This is a genomic window from Kribbella monticola (assembly GCF_003261635.1).
Lineage (GTDB): Bacteria > Actinomycetota > Actinomycetes > Propionibacteriales > Kribbellaceae > Kribbella > Kribbella monticola.
In genome coordinates this window covers 83,968-99,991 of the sequence record NZ_QFXK01000001.1, presented here as the reverse complement: position 1 = coordinate 99,991, position 16,024 = coordinate 83,968, and the positions used below count along the sequence as shown (strand labels likewise).

The 16,024-nt window shown below is 68.1% G+C and carries 15 protein-coding genes; 7 read left to right on the top strand and 8 right to left on the bottom strand.

Annotation, left to right across the window (positions count from 1 at the left end; translation table 11 throughout):
- Positions 1-89: 89 nt before the first annotated feature.
- From DIZ26_RS00425 to DIZ26_RS00415, 3 genes are read left to right on the top strand one after another with little or no spacing between them, the layout of a single operon-like run.
- Positions 90-1,190: a flavin-containing monooxygenase gene (locus DIZ26_RS00425; RefSeq protein ID WP_112236562.1), complete on the top strand. Its 1,101-nt coding sequence runs from the start codon at positions 90-92 to the stop codon at positions 1,188-1,190.
- Positions 1,191-1,231: 41 nt separating this feature from the next.
- A complete protein-coding gene (locus DIZ26_RS00420; protein WP_112236561.1) occupies positions 1,232-2,851 on the top strand; it encodes a helix-turn-helix transcriptional regulator in 1,620 nt (539 codons plus the stop codon).
- A 57-nt stretch (positions 2,852-2,908) separates the two neighbouring features.
- Positions 2,909-3,424, top strand: coding sequence for a GNAT family N-acetyltransferase (locus DIZ26_RS00415; protein ID WP_112236560.1), 516 nt, complete (start codon positions 2,909-2,911; stop codon positions 3,422-3,424).
- Between the two features lie 101 nt (positions 3,425-3,525).
- Here the strand turns inward: DIZ26_RS00415 and hisD are convergent, their stop codons facing one another.
- On the bottom strand, positions 3,526-4,782 hold the full coding sequence (hisD, locus tag DIZ26_RS00410; RefSeq protein WP_112236559.1) for a histidinol dehydrogenase: 1,257 nt from the start codon (positions 4,780-4,782) through the stop codon (positions 3,526-3,528).
- A 238-nt stretch (positions 4,783-5,020) separates the two neighbouring features.
- On the opposite strand from hisD, the gene DIZ26_RS00405 reads away from it, so the two are divergent.
- Positions 5,021-6,514, top strand: a complete 1,494-nt coding sequence (locus DIZ26_RS00405) for a peptide MFS transporter (RefSeq protein ID WP_112236558.1) — start codon at positions 5,021-5,023, stop codon at positions 6,512-6,514.
- Here DIZ26_RS00405 and DIZ26_RS00400 read toward each other — a convergent pair.
- On the bottom strand, positions 6,498-7,445 hold the full coding sequence (locus DIZ26_RS00400; protein ID WP_157979516.1) for an LLM class flavin-dependent oxidoreductase: 948 nt from the start codon (positions 7,443-7,445) through the stop codon (positions 6,498-6,500). The two genes, DIZ26_RS00405 and DIZ26_RS00400, sit on opposite strands and share 17 nt — an antisense overlap.
- 148 nt (positions 7,446-7,593) lie before the next feature.
- Here DIZ26_RS00400 and DIZ26_RS00395 point away from each other — a divergent pair, with 148 nt between their 5' ends.
- Positions 7,594-8,151: a hypothetical protein gene (locus tag DIZ26_RS00395; RefSeq protein ID WP_112236597.1), complete on the top strand. Its 558-nt coding sequence runs from the start codon at positions 7,594-7,596 to the stop codon at positions 8,149-8,151.
- A gap of 205 nt (positions 8,152-8,356) precedes the next feature.
- Here DIZ26_RS00395 and DIZ26_RS37235 read toward each other — a convergent pair whose 3' ends face one another.
- From DIZ26_RS37235 to DIZ26_RS00375, 5 genes are all read right to left on the bottom strand, one after another.
- Entirely contained in the window at positions 8,357-8,500 is a 144-nt protein-coding gene (locus tag DIZ26_RS37235; RefSeq protein ID WP_157979515.1) for a hypothetical protein, read from the bottom strand.
- A 171-nt stretch (positions 8,501-8,671) separates the two neighbouring features.
- Entirely contained in the window at positions 8,672-10,435 is a 1,764-nt protein-coding gene (locus DIZ26_RS00390) for an HNH endonuclease (RefSeq protein ID WP_232828055.1), read from the bottom strand.
- A 158-nt stretch (positions 10,436-10,593) separates the two neighbouring features.
- Entirely contained in the window at positions 10,594-11,604 is a 1,011-nt protein-coding gene (locus tag DIZ26_RS00385; RefSeq protein ID WP_112236556.1) for a pirin family protein, read from the bottom strand.
- A 23-nt stretch (positions 11,605-11,627) separates the two neighbouring features.
- Positions 11,628-12,452, bottom strand: coding sequence for a VOC family protein (locus DIZ26_RS00380; RefSeq protein WP_112236555.1), 825 nt, complete (start codon positions 12,450-12,452; stop codon positions 11,628-11,630).
- Complete coding sequence (locus DIZ26_RS00375) at positions 12,449-12,787, bottom strand: ArsR/SmtB family transcription factor (protein WP_112236554.1); 339 nt, start codon at positions 12,785-12,787, stop codon at positions 12,449-12,451. Before DIZ26_RS00375 ends, DIZ26_RS00380 begins: the two co-directional genes overlap by 4 nt.
- A gap of 66 nt (positions 12,788-12,853) precedes the next feature.
- On the opposite strand from DIZ26_RS00375, the gene DIZ26_RS00370 reads away from it, so the two are divergent.
- A complete protein-coding gene (locus DIZ26_RS00370; RefSeq protein ID WP_112236553.1) occupies positions 12,854-13,420 on the top strand; it encodes an AAA family ATPase in 567 nt (188 codons plus the stop codon).
- A gap of 240 nt (positions 13,421-13,660) precedes the next feature.
- Here the strand turns inward: DIZ26_RS00370 and DIZ26_RS00365 are convergent, their stop codons facing one another.
- Positions 13,661-14,704, bottom strand: a complete 1,044-nt coding sequence (locus tag DIZ26_RS00365; RefSeq protein WP_112236552.1) for a PHP domain-containing protein — start codon at positions 14,702-14,704, stop codon at positions 13,661-13,663.
- Between the two features lie 69 nt (positions 14,705-14,773).
- Between DIZ26_RS00365 and DIZ26_RS00360 the strand changes: the two genes are divergently transcribed.
- On the top strand, positions 14,774-15,985 hold the full coding sequence (locus tag DIZ26_RS00360; RefSeq protein ID WP_112236551.1) for a PucR family transcriptional regulator: 1,212 nt from the start codon (positions 14,774-14,776) through the stop codon (positions 15,983-15,985).
- Positions 15,986-16,024 lie beyond the last annotated feature (39 nt).

Here is a 16,024-nt window from a genome sequence, read left to right as displayed (position 1 = left end):
CGTTTGCGACAAATGACGCAGACGATGAGTAGCAGGATGGGTAATTCAGTCGACGCGGACGGGGATGTGCGGCTCCTACCGTCAATCGCATGAATACCGAGAGCATTGAGACTGTCATCATCGGAGCTGGCCAAGCCGGCCTGTCGACCGGCTATCACCTGCGGAAGCTGGACCGGGAGTTCGTCATCCTGGACGGGAACGCCCGGCTGGGGGACAACTGGCGGGCGCAGTGGGACACCCTTCGGCTGTACACGCCGAGGAAGTACGACGGCCTGCCGGGTCTGCCCTTCCCCGGCGACCGCTGGTCGTACCCCGGTAAGGACGAGGTCGCCGACTACCTGGAGTCCTACGCCGCCCGCTTCGACCTGCCGGTGCGGACCAGCACCCGGGTGGACCGGGTCGAAGCGGCCGAGGACGGGTACGTCGTCACCATCGGCGACGACCAGATCCTCGCCAGGAACGTCGTCGTTGCCACCGGAACCTTCGGCCGTACGCCGTACGTACCGGAGTACGCCGTGGATCTCGATCCCGCGATCCGCCAACTCCACTCCAGCGAGTACCGGCGTCCCGGGCAGTTGAAGGATGGACCCGTTCTCGTGGTCGGCGGATCACACTCCGGCACCGACATCGCCTACGAGACCGCCATGACCCACCCGACCGTGCTCTGCGGCCGCGACCCCGGCCAGATCCCGGTGCGGCTGGAGAAGAAGGGGGCCCGGCTCTTCTTCCCGGTCTTCCTCTTCGTCGGCAGGCACCTGCTGACCCGGCGTACACCGATGGGCCGCAAGGAGATGCGGGAACTGCGCTACCACGGCGGCCCGATGCTCAGGGTGAAGCGGGAGGACCTGCTCGCGCGCGGGGTCGAGCGGGTCCACCACCGGGTCACCGGGGTCAGCAACGGGCGGCCGATGCTGGACGACGGACGGGTGCTGGACGTCGCCAACGTCGTCTGGAGCACCGGATTCCGGCAGGTGTTCGACTGGATCGACCTGCCGGTGTTCGGTCCGGACGGGTGGCCGGAGGAAATGCGCGGGGTCGCCGCCGGCGCACCTGGCCTGTTCTTCTGCGGCCTGTGCTTCCAGTTCGCCTTCGCCTCGATGACCCTGCCGGGCGTGGGCCGGGACGCGAAATACGTTGCCGAGCGCATCGTGGCCCGCTCGGGAGCGATCCGTTCTGCCGCTGCCGCGTGACGCTCGTCCGCGCGTATCCTCGGCGGGAAGGGGGCTACGCGATGGGCATCGTCGACGACCTCGAGCAGGCACGCAGGGCGTTCGAACAGCGGGACTGGGCCACTGCCTACGACCAGCTGGCAGTGGTGGCCGACCTCGGCCCCGACGACCTGCTGAAGCTGGGCACGGCGGCGTACCTGGCCGGCGACGACGACGCGTGCGTCAGGGCGCTGCAGCGTGGTTATCAGGTCGCTGTCGACGGTGGCGACACCCTGCGCGCCGTCCGCTTCGCTTTCTGGCTCGGGCTGGTCCTCAGCGTTCGCGGCGAGGTGGCGGTGGCCGGCGGCTGGTCGGCCCGGGCCCAGCGGCTGCTCGCGGACCAGCCCGCCGACGTGGTCGAACGCGGCTACCTGCTGATCCACGACTTCTTCCGGCACCTCGACCAGCAGAACTTCCCGGGCGCGGTGCGGGTCGCGGCCGAGATCACCGAACTCGGCCGCCGGCACGCTGAACCAGATCTGCTGGCCGAGGGCCTGGTCTGCCAGGGCCGGACCATGATGTACGCCGGCCAGGTGCCAGAAGGACTCGCGCTGCTGGACGAGGCGATGGTCGCGGTCGCCGCCGGTGAACTGTCGCCGATCTTCGCGGGCAACGTCTACTGCGCGATGATCGAGGCCTGCCAGGAGGTGCTCGATTTCGGCCGCGCCTCCGCCTGGACGACTGGCCTGACCCGCTGGTGCGACAGCCAGCACGGGCTGGTCCCCTTCACCGGGCAGTGCGCGGTGCACCGCGGCCAGATCTTGCGCCTGCGCGGAGCATTCGAGGAGGCGCTGGAGGAGTTCGAAGCGGCCTGCCGCCGCTATGCGGCCTCGGGGATCCAGGGCGCTGCCGGGTTGGCGATGAGTGAGGCAGGCGACGTACTGCGGATCCGCGGCGCCTATGCCCAGGCCGAGAAGTGCTACGAGCAGGCCTCGGGGTTCGGCTACGAACCCCAGCCCGGACTCGCGCTGCTCTGGCTCGCTCGCGGCCGGCTACCTGCGGCGTCTGCGGCAGTACGGCGGCTGCTGGCCGAGAATGCGGGCCTGGTGCAACGATCCCGGCTCCTCCCCGCGGCGGTCGAGATCCTCGTCGCCACCGGCAGCGGCGACGAGGCCGAAGCGGCGGCGGCCGAGCTGGCAAAGATTTCGGAGAGCTTCGGCTGCAGCGGCCTGCGCGCGATGGCCGCGTACTGCGCCGCGCTGGTCGCCGTCGCCGCCGGTGACCCCGATCGCGCACTCCCGCAGGCCAGGCAGGCGATGCAGTTATGGGGCACCTTGCAAGCGCCGTACGAGGTGGCTCGGAGCAGAGTGCTGGTCGGCAAGGCGTTCCGGGAACTGGGTGACGACGACTCCGCGACCCGCGAGCTGGGTGCCGCGCTCCGGAGCTTCGACGAGCTGGGTGCCGCGGCGAGCCGCCAAGAGGTCGAGAAGCTGCTCGGCCGGAACGCGCTCGGTGGCCTGACCCAGCGCGAACTCGAAGTTCTGCGACTGGTTGCCGCTGGCAACAGCAATACCGCGACCGCCCAGCAGCTCGTGCTCAGCGACAAGACCGTGGCGCGACACATGTCCAACATCTTCGCCAAACTCGACGTGCCGTCCCGTACGGCGGCGGTCGCGTACGCCCGCGAACACGATCTCCTCTAGTGCCCAGCAGTGAAAAACAAGGTGAGACCGGAGCGCGGACAGACCTAGCCTGAACCCATGCCTGAATTGATCGAGCCGACCCTTTCGCTGCGGGACTCCTGGTTGAAGTCGGCGGCCGAGTGGGGATCGGAGACCCAGCACGGGTCCGGTCTGCAGGAGGACGACCAGGTCGGCACCGTCGAGGGATTCGTCCGCTGGATCGAGCGGCTGCGGCGGCAACGTGACGCGGTGGTCGAGCCGGGCCGGGTGCCCGCGTCGTACTGGTGGATCGTCGACGACGGTGAGTACGCCGGTGCGATCACGCTGCGGTACGAGCTGAACGAGCGCCTGCTCGACGGCGGCGGGCACATCGGGTACGGCGTACGTCCGTCGGCCAGAGGTCGCGGTCTGGCGACGTGGGCGCTCGGCCAGGTGCTCGACCGGGCTCGGGCGAGCGGTCTGGACCGCGTGCTGGTCACCTGCGACGACGACAACCTCGCCTCGGCCCGCACGATCGAGCGCAACGGCGGCGTACTGGAGGACGTCCGCGACACCTGGCTCGGCCTGACCCGCCGCTACTGGATCGACCTCTGATCCGACGGTAAGCGGGCTTCACTCTCCCTTGTGGGGTTACCCCATTGTTCCAGCAGTGTGGTAACCCCACGACGAGGAGTGGACCACATGGCGCGGCGGGTTCACTCCATCCGCAGGCGGGCGGTGAGGGCGTGGCCGAACATCAGCTCGGCGTCGGCGATCGCCGCGGTTGACGGGGCGATCGTGCGGGCACCGTCGGTCGTGAGTCGCTGGTAGGTGACCGTTTTCAGGAACTTGCCGACCCACAAACCGCCGGTGTAGCGGCCGGCCCGGCCGGTCGGAAGGACATGGTTGGTGCCGATCGATTTGTCGGAGAAGGCGACGGTTGCCTCCGGGCCGATGAAGAGGGAGCCGTAGTTGCGGAGGTGCTCGGCGTACCAGTCGTCCTGGCTGGTCTGGATCTCCAGATGCTCCGGAGCGTACGAATCCGAGATCTCGACGACCTCCTCGCGCGACGAGCACACCACGACCGTGCCGTGTTCGCGCCAGGCCCCGCCGGCGACCTCGACGGTCGGCCAGTCCCCTGCCAGCCAGCGCTCGACCTCGGCGATCACCGCCGTACCGAAGTCCTGCGACGTCGTGATCAACAGGGCCGGGCTGTTGAAGCCGTGTTCGGCCTGCCCGAGCAGATCGGCTGCCACCAGGCGAGGATCGGCCGACTCGTCCGCGATCACCGCGACCTCGGTCGGCCCGGCCAGCAAGTCGATGCCGACCCTGCCGAACAGTTGCCGCTTCGCCTCCGCGACGTACGCGTTCCCGGCACCGACCACCAGGTCGACCGGTTCGACCTCCTCGACGCCGAAGGCCAACGCAGCAAAGGCCTGTACGCCGCCCAGGCACACGATGACGTCGGCGCCGGCCAGGTTCATCGTGAAGAGCTGGGGACCGTAGATGCCGCGGCCGTCCCGGGGCGGCGCGACCGCGACGACCGTGTCCACCCCGGCCACCTTCGGCACGGTGACGGTCATGATCGAGGACGCGATCAACGGATACCGGCCGCCGGGCGAATACGAGCCCACCTTCGCGATCGGCACGTGCCGATGGCCCAGTACGACCCCCGGCATAGTCTCGATTTCGAGGTCGGTCATCGTCGCGCGCTGGGCCCGGGCGAACCCCTCGACCTGACTGCGAGCGAACTCCAGCTGCTCAGCGAGCTCCTCATCGACGACAGCAGCCTTGATCTCGTCGGCCGGTACGACGAACGACTGCGGATCCCAGCCGTCGAGTTGCACCGACCAGCGCCGGATGGCCGGCAGCCCTTCGCGCTCCACCTCGGACAGGATCCGGCTGACCGTGTCGATCACCTCCTGCTGCCGCTCGACCCGCTGCGGCCATCCGGTCTTGAGGTACTCGGCCATGACGATGCCTCCACTGCCCGTAGCGACGTGCGATCGCCGCGAAGATACGCGCCGGACACCGGCCGGCGTAACGGCCGGAACGGACCGGGGTGGACCACGTCGGCCCCGCCCACCACGCTGTCGCCATTGGTCTACCTGGCGAGCCCTGCTGACTTTCGACACCCCCGATTGGTGGTTGGGGTTTCCAACCAACTACGGTCGGCAGGATCGGTTTTCGATGGACAGGGAGTAGTCGAGCGTGTCCGGAACGCAACAGGCAACGGCCGGGGAGAAGACCTTCTTCGGGCATCCGCGCGGGTTGATGACGCTGTTCACCACCGAACTGTGGGAGCGCTTCAGCTACTACGGGATGCGCGCGATCCTGCTGCTGTACCTGACCGACAAGGCGCACGGCCTCGGCCTCGGCGAGTCGCTCGGCCAGGCCGTGGTCTCGATCTACGGCGCCTCGGTCTACCTGCTCTCCGTCCTCGGCGGCTGGCTGGCCGACCGGGTGATCGGCGCCCGCCGTACCGTCCTGTACGGCGGTGGCGTGATCGTCACCGGCCACATCTGTCTGGCGCTGCCGGTCGAGGGCATGGCGTACGCCGGGATCGCTTTGGTTGCCCTCGGCACCGGATTGCTCAAGCCGAACGTGTCCACGATGGTCGGGACCCTTTACGCCAAGGACGACACCCGGCGCGACTCGGCGTTCTCGATCTTCTACATGGGCATCAACATCGGCTCGTTCTCGGCGCCGTTCGTGGTCGGGTTCCTGCGCCGCGAGTTCGGGTTCCACGTCGCGTTCGCGGCCGCCGCGGTCGGGATGACGCTGGCGCTGGTCGCTTATGTGCTCGGGCGGCGGACTCTGCACGGCCGCGGCGACACCCCGCCGAACCCGCTCACCGCCGACGACCGGCCGACGATGCTGAAGATCTCCGCCGCGGTCGCCGCGCTGCTGATCGTCGTGTTCGCCTTGTCCGCCTGGCGTTCCGGCGGCGTCGGCCCGAAGCCGGTGGTGGACGCGATCTCCTACCTGTGCTTCCTGGCGCCGATCGCGTACTTCACCATGCTGCTCCGCAGCCCGTTGGTCACGCCGACCGAACGCCGCCGCGTCCGGGCGTACATCCCGCTCTTCATCGCCGCGATGCTGTTCTTCATGCTGTTCGAACAGGCCGCGACGACGCTGACCACGTTCGCCGCGGACCGGACCGACCTGAACCTGTTCGGCATCTCGATCTCGCCGGAGTTCTTCCAGTCGGTCAACCCGTTCAGCATCATCGTGCTGGCGCCGATCTTCGCCGTGATCTGGATCAAGCTCGGCGATCGCGGACCGAGTATCGGCCAGAAGTTCGCCACCGGGCTGCTGCTGGCCGGCATCTCGTTCGCGGTGATGTCGCTGGCGTCGTCGATCTCGGGGAAGGACCTGGCCTCGCCGCTGTGGCTGGTGCTGGTCTACGTGATCCAGACCCTCGGCGAGTTGTTCCTCTCCCCGGTCGGCCTCGCAGCGACCACGATGCTCGCGCCGAAGGCGTTCACCAGCCAGATGATGGCGCTGTGGTTCCTCGCCCCGTCAGCCGGCCAGGCGATCACCGCCCAGGTGGTCCAGGCGACCGCGGGCATCTCGGACACGGCGTACTTCGGCTGGCTCGCCGCCGTGACCATCGCCTTCGCGTTGGTCCTCTACTTCCTGGCGCCGTGGATCCGCCGCCACGCCGACGTGCACGACGAGACTCCCGCTACCGCAGCGCACTGAGGACGGGCGGGATCACCTCGGCTGCGATCAGTCGGAGGGTCTCTGAGGCGCGGGTATGGGCGAGCCCGGGCAACCTGGCCCAGTGCGCGAACTGGCTGAACCGCAACTCACGGGCAAGCGCGATCAATCGGCCGGCGACCTCGGCCGGAGTACCGACGAGATAGTCGTCGCGGTTCAGTTTCGGCTGCTTCTCCTGGCCGGCGTACTGCGCGAGTTGTCCTTCCAGGTAAGCGATTCCGGGCTCGGCTTCGGCCCACGCCTGGTCTGCGTCCGGCGCGACGTGCAGGATGCTCGTGCAGACCAGTGGGAGGTCGATCTTCAGCTCGTCGAGCAAGCGGCGCCGCGCGAGCAGGTCGGCCGGCGTCGCGCAGTACACGATCACGCCGTCGCCGAGCCGGGCTGCGCGTTCGAGTCCGGCCTTGGTGACTCCGCCGATGAACAGCGGGATCGGGCGCTCGGGCTTGGGAGTCACCTGATTGCCTTGGACATCGGGCGCTTCTGACCAGGCTTGACGCAGTACTGCGATGCCTTCCTCGAGCAGGTGGGCACGGTGCCGGCGCTCGACCCCGAATGCGGCGAACTCCTCCGCCGCGTAACCCTGGCCGATGCCGAGGACCAATCGGCCGCCGGAGATCAGGTCGACCACCGCGGCGTCTTCCGCGATCCGGAGCGGGTGGTGCAGCGGGAGGACGAGGATGCTGGTCCCGATCCGGATCCGCTGCGTCCGCGCGGCGACCGCCGCCGCCATCACCAGCGGGGAGGGCAACATCCCGTCTGCCGCGAGATGGTGCTCCGGCATCCAGATGGTCTCGAAGCCGACTTCCTCGGCGACCGTTACCTCTTCGAGGCAGTCGGCGTAGTACCGGGTCATGGATTCTCGGTGCGGCAGCGGTTGACGGAAGTCGTGAAGGATGCCGAAGCTGGGTTGCATGCCTTTCAGGCTCTTCGTCCGAGCCTTTCTGCGTCCAATGCCTTCTGCGGGTGGATTCCATGCGTGCGCGGCATGATCAGCCTTGGGAGGGAGCCGGATCCCGCTGTGGGGTGAGGATCTGGGCTCGGTAGATCGAGATGCTCGGTACGTGACTAGCACTGAGCATCCGGTACCACGCTGGGCCGACCGCCTCGCGCACGTGATTCCGTTCCTCGTCCTCCCGTCGGGTCTTTGGCGACTCGGCCTGGTCGCCGGCTCCTCGATGGGCATGCTCGACGACGCCGGCCATCCCGCCCACCTGCACGGCTTCGGCGAACACCTCTACGTCGTCTGCCTGACCCTCTTCTCCGAAGCAGTCGCCCTGACCGCCTTCGGCATGGTCCGCCCTTGGGGCGAGGTGGTCCCCCGCTGGATCCCCTGGCTAGGCGGCCGCCGCGTCGCCCCGTACGCCGCCATCATCCCCGCGACGCTCGGCAGCCTCGCCCTGATCGCCCTCTGGTCGTACGCCTTCCGCAGCGGCTTCACCGGCGACTTCATCCCGTTCTCCTCCGACACAGCCGCCGCCCTCATGATCACCTGCTACGCCCCACTCAACCTCTGGGGCCCAGCGCTCCTAATCCTCACCTACGCCTACTACCGCCGCCGCACGACAACCCCCTCCATCCCACCCACCCCCCAACACCCCACCCCAACAGCGGCCCCCTAACCCCACCCCAGAACCCACCCCCGCAACCACCATCAAAACCAGCAACCACCACCAAGCCACCACCCACGACCCCGCCCCCGCACCCACAGACCGCCAGGCCGACACGAAGTCCGCAGACCGCTCCAGTCAGCACCCAGCCGACGAGCACCGCAGACCGCAGACCAGCACCGCTGCGGGTCGACGGTTCAAGCGGCTGCAGCGGGAATCACCCTTCGTACCGTGCGGGTGCGGCTCGACCAGCCCGTCCCCGCACCATCGCCATCGCCATCGCCATCGCCATCGCCATCGCCATCGCCATCGCCATAAGAGCATCCCGCCGACGCCAGATCTGTACACCGGCAGGCAGCACCCACCCGACGCGAAGTCCGCAGACCGTCGCGGCTCGGACACGGCCGAGGCCTGGACGCAGGGCAAAACCTGGCCAAGGTTTGCAGGCTCCGGAACCCTCCAAACCTGGCCAAGTTTGCAGGCTTCGGAGCCCTCCGGGACCAGGAGTTTGGTTCGGTGGGGGTTCGTGGTGCTATCCGGTGTTGAGGTTTTCGGGGCCCCAGGGGGCGAAGTCCGGGGGTGCGATCAGGGGTGGTGGATCGTTGACGAGTGGGTAGGCGCGGACCGGGCGAAGGTGCTTGCCGGTGGCATCAACTCGTTCGCTCGACACGGGTGTCTTTGCTTCTGTGTCAGGGCAGGGCTTTGCGTCCGAGTCGTCCCAGACGTTCGGACCATGGTGGAGGCCGGCCGGATGGCGGGGTGGGGGTGGGTCGGCCCAGGTCGGGCGGGATACGTGAACTGTGCCGTTGGTGATGGTGACGGTGTAGTGGCCGTGGTCTACGTCGGTGTGGTGGGCTCGGCAGAAGAGGGCGAGGTTGTCGATCGAGGTGGGGCCGCCGTCCAGCCACGAGACGATGTGGTGGGCGTCGCAGTAGATCGGGGGCGCTCCGCAGACCACGCAGCCTTTGTCGCGCAGGTTCAGGGCCTTGCGCATGGCGGGGGTGATCAGTCGTTTCGCCCGGCCGACGTCGAGCGGCTGGGACTCCGTACCCAGCACGATCGGGATGATCTCGGCGTCGCAGGCCAATCGGCGTACGGCACCTGCTGAGAGGGAATCGCCGAACAGCAGGTCTCCGGTTGCGTTCTTGCCGGACTGGATCAGGTCAGCGAGGTCCATGGTGACGGTGATGTGGGGTTTGACGCCGCCGCTTCCGGGGAGTTCGCCCGCCGAGGCAGCCGACTGCAGGACGTCGCTGAATCGGTCGGCCTGCCGCTTCTCCCGGGATCGCGGGTCGGGCTCACCGTCCAAGGACTTGCGTGGCAGCGTGCCGGGCTCGATCAGCGTCCGCAGTAACGCGGCCCGTTCGTTGGACAGGTATCCGCCGAACTTCACACCCTGGTCTGCGTTCTTCAGCCAGAACGCCTCTCGCCGCGCCGCCGCTTCCTCGGCCGGTTCGAGGCCATCCGTGTCCAGTACCTCGCGGACCTGCTGACCTAGCCGAGCCAGCTCCCAAGGCGCCAGGTGTCGCGCGGCCTCCACCATCTGCTCCTCGGCGACGACCAGCTCCTCCACGGGGACCATCGCAGCCGACGGCACCGCCTCGAGAGCCGCGACGATCGCCTGCGCCTGGGCCGGATGCAGCAACACCGGCAACAATTCCGGCGCCTCCGCCGCTGGGGCCTCGGCGTACTGGAGCAATGGGTCGTTGCCGCGTGGGGCGTGGGGGTCGGGTAGTGCAGCGGATGCCGCCGCGGCCTCGGCGTACCGGATCAATGGGTCGTTGCCGCGTGGGGCGTGCGGATCGGGCAGAGCGGCGGATGCCGCCGCGGCCTCGGCGTCCTCGACCTCGCCCAGCGGTGCTTGGGGGTCGGACAATGCAGCGGATGCCGCCGGGGCCTCGGCGTACTGGATCAATGGGTCGTTGCCGCGTGGCGCGTGCGGGTCGGGTAGAGCGGCGGATGCCGCCGGGGCCTCGGCGTACTGGATCAGTGGGTCGTTGCCGCGGGGGGCGTGGGGGTCGGGTAGAGCGGCGGAGACTGCCGTGTACTTCGGTAGGGCCTTGGCGAAGGTCAGTTCGCGGCGTACTGCGCCGAGGTTGCGGCGGTGGCGTTTGGCGATCAGCCGGGCGGTGTCGTGGGCGTGGATCTCCTTGGCGTGACCGGTGTCGTCCAGTCGCACCAGCAGCTCCAGCCGATAGGTCTCCAGGAGCGCGAGCTGGGCATGCAGGGCATCGAGAGCGGCGAGCGATTCCTCGCCACTCATCATGCAGGCCGGCCGCAGCTCCGGGAGTTCCATGCAGCCAACTCTAGACGCCCCCGCCGACAGTTTCCGAATCGTCAATCCCCTTGAAAACAAGGAGATTGACGATGATCAAGATCCAGCCATGTTATCCACAGACACGCCGAGACCGAACACGTATCACCCCGATAGCAGCGGAGTTTTCCCCAAGGCTGTCAGCGCGACCGAGGACGCGGCTTCAACCGTGTACCAGGAAGTGCCGGCGCCGGCAGGGGTGCACCGTCGTAGCCGGAGACCATCGGGAAGTGGTCGTTGCCATCAGCATCGATCGCCGCCATCCAGTCGTTGCGCGCAGCAACTACCTCCTCGTGCGTGCGGCCGATGAAGTTCCACCACATCACCAGTTCCTCTTCGAACGGTTCGCCGCCGAGCAACAGGCAGCGGGCACCGTCCGGGGCAGCGGTCAGCTCGACCGACTCGCGGCCGCTGCCGAGGTAGGCCATCTCACCGAAACCTGGTGAGAGCTCACCGACTCGCAGGGACCCGTCCACCACGAGTACGGCGTACTCGAAGGCCGCGGTCAGCGGGAGCGAGACGGTGCGACCCGCTTCGATGTGGAGGTCGGCGCCGACGAGCGGTGTGTACGCCGGTGCCGGCGACGTGACTCCCCCAACCGTCCCGAGCATCACGGTCGCCTCGGCGCCGTCGAGTACCAGGGTCGGCAGATCGGCGTACGCGTTGAACGCGGGCGGAACGGTCGTGCGCGCCGAATCGGGCAGCGCGACCCAGAGCTGCGCGCCATGGAGCGTCGGCGGCGCGCTGGGCAGGGAGACCTCGGAGTGCGCGATGCCGTTGCCCGCGGTCATGATGTTGAGTTCGCCCGGCCTGACCATCGCGTGCGAGCCGACGCTGTCGCGGTGCTCGATCTCGCCCTCGAACAACCAGCTGACGGTCTGCAGACTCGTGTGCGGGTGTGGTGGCACGAGCATCCCGCGATCACCCGGTACGTCGTACGAGTCGACCCGGCCGGTCAGGTCGTCCGGGCCGTAGTGGTCGACGAAGCACCAGGCGCCGACCATCCGCCGGTTCTTGTTCGGCAGCAATCGGCGGACCTTGGTGGTCCGCCCGAGCACCACCTGCCGAGCCTCCAGCAACTCCTCCACCGGCCCCTCGGCCACACCCGCCGGGCAGACGACCTCGTCCGGATCCTTCTCCAGATCACTCATACGACGAGTATGTACTTCGCCGGTCAACTCATCGTCGGCCGAGCCTGCGCGAACGTCCACCGATGTCCTTCGAGGTCCTCCGCCTCGTAGCGCCGGTACCCGTGCTGGTGGATCTCGGCGACGATCTTCGCGCCGTACGCCGAACTCCGGGTGAAGTGCGCGTCGAGATCGTCGACGTACACCCAGATCGCGTGGTCGACCGGCCGTTCGCTGACAGGGTGCTCTGCGAGTTTGAAGAGCAGGATCGCTCGCCGGCCTACGTGGAGTTCGAGCCAGTCCGGGTGCCCGCCTTCGGCGGGGATCTTGTCCCAGGAGTCCAGTCCGAAGACGGTGTGCAGCCAACGCGCGGCCGCGGCGGGATCCTCGTAGTACAAGGCGATGGCGAGCCGGTCGAGCTCGCGCGGCTCACCTGGTGCGGAGTCGTGACGGGCGATCCAGGACGGGAACCAGTGGATGACGTTCGGCCAGAAGTAGAACGCCTTCTCGCCGCCTTGGCGCAAGGTCTGTTCGACGGTGACTCTGGTGCCGCCGTTGAACGCTTCGAAGTCGATCCGGGTCTCGGTGTCGTCCACTTCGCTGCGATACGCGAATCGCTCGCCGGGCTCCCAGACGGTGATCTCGCCGAGTACGAGGACGTCTTCGGTGGTTGTCTCGGTCGCCGGTTGGTAGACCTCCAAGATCCGGCCGCCCACGCCTGGTTCGATCTTCATGCCCACCGCCCGGGCGGAGTCGAAGAAGTTGATCGGGCCGCGGACCCACCACAGGTCGATGTCGTCGGTGAAGACCCGGAACGCGGTCAGCGGATCGACACCGACCTCGACCGAGGCGGATGCGGACTGCTTCGTCACGATGTCTCCCCGGTCTGCTCGACGTACTTCTTGAACGCCCCCAACTGCTCCTGCCAGTGCGCCTGCACCTGATCGAGCCAGGCCTGTACTGCGACCACCGGCTCAGGGCGCAGGCGGAACACGCGCACTCTGGCGTCGTCCGCGAGCCGCTCGTCGGTGACGACTCCCGCCGACAGCAGAATCCGCAAGTGCCTGCTCATCGCCGGCGAGGACGTCCCGGTCGCCTGCGCCAGCCGACCGGCCCGCTGCGGACCCTCGCCCAACAGCCGCACCACCTGCCGCCTCGTGGGGTCGGCGAGGACCTCGAAGAACCGATCAACCGAATCGTCCACCATGTGTCAATAGTTACCGGTTCTGTTAACTATTGGCAATAGGTGGATGTTGTGCGTCATCCTCGTCGCATGCTTCCACCTCTGGAACCCGCGACCATCTACCTGATCGTCGGCCTCCCCGGCGCCGGGAAGACAACTCGCGCGAAGGAGCTGGAGCTCAGCGCGCCCGCCCTGCGACTGACGCCGGACGAATGGCAGATCGCACTGTTCGGCGACAAGAACCCACCGGACAAGCGCGACCTCGTCGAGGGGAAGTTGATCCAACTCGGGATGCGCGCGGCCGAACTCGGCACCGACGTCGTCTTCGACTTCGGCTTCTGGGGCAAGGACGAACGCTCGGCACTCCGCTGGATCGCCACCATCATCGGCGCCCACAGCCAGGTGGTCTACCTACCGATCGACCACGAAGAACAACGCCGCCGAGTCACCACCCGCTTCGCCACCACACCGAACGAGACGTTCCACATGAGCGACGTAGAACTCACCCAATGGCGCCTCCAATTCGAACCACCAGACGACGAGGAACTCCGAGGCACCCACCTCCCACCAGCCCCACCAGAGCACGCCACGTGGTCCACCTGGGCCTCGGAACGCTGGCCGTCGCTACCCGACATCTACACGCTCGCCACCGGGTAGTCGCACACCCCGCTCGCCTCGCGGAGGAATTCGAGCCCCGGCCGGAAGTGCCCGTACGCCGGGCGGCCGGGTCGACGCGAGCGAGTAGCCCGACCTCGCCACTCGACACACGAGCGCCGAGCCGCGGGGCTTCACCCGATGATCCAGCTCGCGGCGCCAGCATCTGAGCCGCGACGAAGGAGCGGCGAGACCGGGTGGGCGGGTGAGCGCCGACGCAGGAGAGCGCGAAAATGGGTGCTCTTAGGCGTTCGTCCACTCCAGTAGCTTTTTGGCGTCCCAGGTGTTGATGACGTTTTCGATCGCGACGTCGCATTCTTCGGCTCGTTCGCAGCCGTAGGGTTGCCAGTCCAGCTGTCCCGGCGCGTGGGCGTCGGTGTCGATGGAGAAGACGCAACCGGTCTCGACGGCCAGGGAAAGGAGGCGCTTCGGCGGGTCCAGGCGTTCCGGCCGGGAGTTGATCTCGACCGCCGTACCGAACTGGCGGCAGGCCTCGAAGACGACCTCGGCGTCGAATTCGGACTCCGGGCGGGTGCCGCGCCCGCCGGTGATCAGGCGGCCGGTGCAATGGCCGAGGATGTCGACGTGGGGGTTCGCGATCGCGCGGACCATGCGCTCGGTCATCGGTTCGGACGCCATCCGCAGTTTGGAGTGCACGCTGGCGACCACGATGTCTAGCCGTGCCAAGATCTCCGTGTCGCAGTCGAGCGAGCCGTCGTCGAGGATGTCGACCTCGATCCCGTTCAGGATGGTGAAGCCGTCCAGCTCGTCGGCCAGTTTCTTGTTCAGCTCGGCGACGACCCCGATCTGCTGCAGCCGCCGCTCCCGGGACAGTCCGTTGGCGACGGTCAGCCGCGGCGAGTGGTCGGTCAGCGCCATGTACTTGTGCCCGAGCCGGGCCGCCGTACGCGCCATCTCCTCGATCGGGCTGCCCCCGTCGGACCACTCGGAATGCAGATGCAGATCGGCCTGCAGCGCCGCGCGCATCGCAGTACCGGAATCCGTCAGCGAACCAGCGGCTTGTTCCAGTTTGGTCAGGTACGACGGAGTTGCGCCGTCCATCGCTTCCAGGATCACCGCTTCGGTCTTCGGCCCGATTCCCGGCAACTCGGTCAATGTGCCGGCCCGCTTCCGGGCCCGTACCTCGGCCGCGGGCAGCGCCTCGATCGTGTCCGCGGCCCGCCGGTACGCCTTCACCCGGTGCGTCGGCTGCCGGTCCCGCTCCAGGTAGTAGCCGATCGCCCGCAGCGCCTCGACCGCCTCCGCCACACCCGCCTTGTCGCTCATGACCACATCATTGCGCCTCGGGGGGACAACTGTGAGCTTCTGTATAGAAGGTGGGGCTAGGGTCGGAGGATGGCAGCCAAAGGGCACAAGGCGCGGGCGGAGCGGTTGCAGAACGCGACCGGGGCGCTGGCGACGGCTGCGATGGCGGCGATGGACGAGAAGCTGCCGTGGTTCGGGAAGCTGTCGGCGCAGGACCGGTCCTGGATCGGGCTGGTCGCGCAGTCCGGGATCACCGCGTTCGTCGACTGGTTCCGCGACCCGGACGCGCATTCGTCGATGCCGACCCGGATGTTCGGCTCCGCGCCACGCGAGTTCACCCGGGTGATCTCGCTGCACCAGACGGTCGACCTGGTCCGGACCACGATCGAGATGATCGAGAACACGATCGGCGAACTGCTGCCCAGCGAGGACATCCCGTTCGTCCACGAGGCGATGAACCGGTACGCCCGCGAGGTCGCCTTCGCAGCCGCGACGGTCTACGCGCAGGCCGCCGAGATGCGCGGCGCCTGGGACGCACGACTCGAAGCGCTCGTGGTCGACTCGGTGATCCGCGGCGAGGCCGACGAGTCGGTCCGCTCCCGCGCCTCCGCCCTCGGCTGGACCAGCTCCGGTACTGCGGGCGCCGGTACTGCGGGCTCCGCTGAAGTGGCCGTCGTCGTCGGCCGGGCGCCGTCGAGCGAGCCGGGCAGCACCAATGTGGCCGACGCCGTACGGCATGCCGCTCGGGAAGCCGGGGCCGATGCTCTGTGTGCGATGCAGGGCGACCGGCTGGTGATAGTACTCGGTGGTACGAGTAAACCTGTCGAGATCGTACAAACGCTCGCCGAGTTCTTCGGACCCGGCCCGATCGTCGTCGGACCGCTGGTCCCGGACCTGATGTCGGCCGTCACCTCCGCCCGCGCGGCCGTGGCCGGACTCCGCGCGGCACCCGCGTGGCCGGGTGCGCCGCGACCCGTCCATGCCGACGAACTCCTGCCCGAGCGGTCCCTGTCCGGCGACGGTCATGCCCGGCGTCAGCTGGCCACCGACGTCTACGGCCCGCTCACGATGGGCGACGGGGTGCTGCTGGACACCGTTTCGACGTACCTCGATTCGGGCGGTTCGATCGAGGCGACCGCCCGGGCGATGTTCATCCATCCCAATACCGTCCGGTACAGGCTGAAACGTGTGGGCGAGATCACGGGGTACTCGCCCGGCAATCCGCGCGACAGTTTCACACTGCGTGTCGCACTGAGCCTCGGCCGCCTGCTCAACCCGGAGCCGGGCGCCTCCGTTTTATAGGATTCCTACAAAGTCGGCCCAGTAGAATTCGTGCCACAT

What these genes read in the sequence shown, in the direction of transcription:
- DIZ26_RS00370 (WP_112236553.1), top strand. Translation starts at nt 12,854, where the DNA reads ATGCTTCCACCTCTGGAACCCGCGACCATCTACCTGATCGTCGGCCTC.
- DIZ26_RS00400 (WP_157979516.1), bottom strand. Translation starts at nt 7,445, where the DNA reads ATGCAACCCAGCTTCGGCATCCTTCACGACTTCCGTCAACCGCTGCCG.
- DIZ26_RS00420 (WP_112236561.1), top strand. Translation starts at nt 1,232, where the DNA reads ATGGGCATCGTCGACGACCTCGAGCAGGCACGCAGGGCGTTCGAACAG.
- DIZ26_RS00425 (WP_112236562.1), top strand. Translation starts at nt 90, where the DNA reads ATGAATACCGAGAGCATTGAGACTGTCATCATCGGAGCTGGCCAAGCC.
- DIZ26_RS00365 (WP_112236552.1), bottom strand. Translation starts at nt 14,704, where the DNA reads ATGAGCGACAAGGCGGGTGTGGCGGAGGCGGTCGAGGCGCTGCGGGCG.
- DIZ26_RS00360 (WP_112236551.1), top strand. Translation starts at nt 14,774, where the DNA reads ATGGCAGCCAAAGGGCACAAGGCGCGGGCGGAGCGGTTGCAGAACGCG.
- DIZ26_RS00385 (WP_112236556.1), bottom strand. Translation starts at nt 11,604, where the DNA reads ATGAGTGATCTGGAGAAGGATCCGGACGAGGTCGTCTGCCCGGCGGGT.
- DIZ26_RS00390 (WP_232828055.1), bottom strand. Translation starts at nt 10,435, where the DNA reads ATGGAACTCCCGGAGCTGCGGCCGGCCTGCATGATGAGTGGCGAGGAA.
- DIZ26_RS00415 (WP_112236560.1), top strand. Translation starts at nt 2,909, where the DNA reads ATGCCTGAATTGATCGAGCCGACCCTTTCGCTGCGGGACTCCTGGTTG.
- DIZ26_RS00375 (WP_112236554.1), bottom strand. Translation starts at nt 12,787, where the DNA reads ATGGTGGACGATTCGGTTGATCGGTTCTTCGAGGTCCTCGCCGACCCC.
- hisD (WP_112236559.1), bottom strand. Translation starts at nt 4,782, where the DNA reads ATGGCCGAGTACCTCAAGACCGGATGGCCGCAGCGGGTCGAGCGGCAG.